We start from the raw sequence: 1,300 nt of genomic DNA, 5'->3' as shown, positions 1-1,300 counted from the left end.
TGCCCGACTTGAGAGATAGGTGACGAATTGTACCGGAGAGATGGGTAACACTTTCCGCTTTTTGGCGGGAGGTGTTGATGCCGTGGAGAGAGACTTCGGTGATGGAGGAACGTCTACGATTTGTCGCCCGCTTGCTTGAGGGCGAAGGCATGAGCGAGGTGTGCCGGTCGTTCGGGATCTCGCGCAAGACCGGCTACAAGATCTTCAACCGCTACAAGGACGACGGTCTGGAGGCGCTGACCGATCGGTCTCGAAGGCCGGTGCGTTATGCCAACCAGCTGCCCGAGCCGGTCGAAGCGATGATCGTGCGGCTGAAGACGGACAAGCCGCATTGGGGTGCGCGCAAGATCCGCGAACTGCTGGTGCGCAAGCTTGCCGGCGACGTGCGCATACCGGCCAAAAGCACGGTGCATGCGGTTCTCGACCGGCATGGGCTGGTCGCGCATGCCCGCAAGCGGCACCGCCACCGCGCCGAGGGAACGCCTCTGTCTCAGGCGCTGACGCCGAACGATCTGTGGTGCGCCGATTTCAAGGGCGAGTTCAAGCTCGGCGACGGTCGATACTGTTACCCGCTGACGGTCACCGACCAGGCCTCGCGTTTCCTGCTCGCCTGCGAAGCCTTCGAATCGACGCGCGAACAAGGTGTCTTCGACGCCTTCCGGCGGCTGTTTGCCGAGCGCGGACTGCCCACCGCGATCAGAAGCGACAACGGCTTGCCGTTCGCCAGTCCCAACGGGCTCTACAATCTCTCGAAGCTATCCGTTTGGTGGCTCAGGCTCGGTATTGCGCTCGAGCGCATCCGGCCGGGCCATCCGCAAGAGAATGGCCGGCACGAGCGCATGCACCTGACGCTCAAGAAAGAGGCGACCCGTCCGCCTGGCAGAAATATCCTGCAGCAGCAGGCCCGCTTCGACGCTTTCTTGAGCGAATTCAATGAGGAGCGGCCACATGAAGCGCTGGCGATGAAAGCGCCTGCGGACATCTACACCGCATCGGCACGTTCCTATCAGGGGCTGCCGCAGATCGATTACCCCTTTCACGATCGCGAGGCACTGGTGACCAATTGCGGCCGCATCTGCATGCATCGCAAGAAGATCAACATCTCGACCGTCATGGCAGGACAGAAACTGGGAATCAAGGAAGTCGACGACGGCATTTGGCTCATAAGCTTCATGCACTATGATTTGGGATATATCGACTTGGAACAGAGGACTTTGCAAACCATCGACAATCCGTTCGGCACGAGATTGTCACCCATGTCTTAGGTACGTTTTGTTACCTATGTCTCCGGGCTGGACAA

General features: G+C 59.8%; 1 protein-coding gene. It reads left to right on the top strand.

Annotation, left to right across the window (positions count from 1 at the left end; genetic code table 11):
• The first annotated feature begins 77 nt into the window (after positions 1-77).
• Positions 78-1,265: an IS481 family transposase gene (locus C7U61_RS08715; RefSeq protein ID WP_106997723.1), complete on the top strand. Its 1,188-nt coding sequence runs from the start codon at positions 78-80 to the stop codon at positions 1,263-1,265.
• Positions 1,266-1,300 lie beyond the last annotated feature (35 nt).

The organism is Rhizobium sp. JAB6 (assembly GCF_003024605.1).
Lineage (GTDB): Bacteria > Pseudomonadota > Alphaproteobacteria > Rhizobiales > Rhizobiaceae > Rhizobium.
The sequence above is the reverse complement of the archived record's forward strand: the minus strand, read 5'-3'. Positions and strand labels throughout refer to the sequence as shown.

Bases quoted from the DNA above. Each gene is read 5' to 3' on its own strand.
- C7U61_RS08715 (WP_106997723.1), top strand. From the start codon at position 78: ATGCCGTGGAGAGAGACTTCGGTGATGGAGGAACGTCTACGATTTGTC.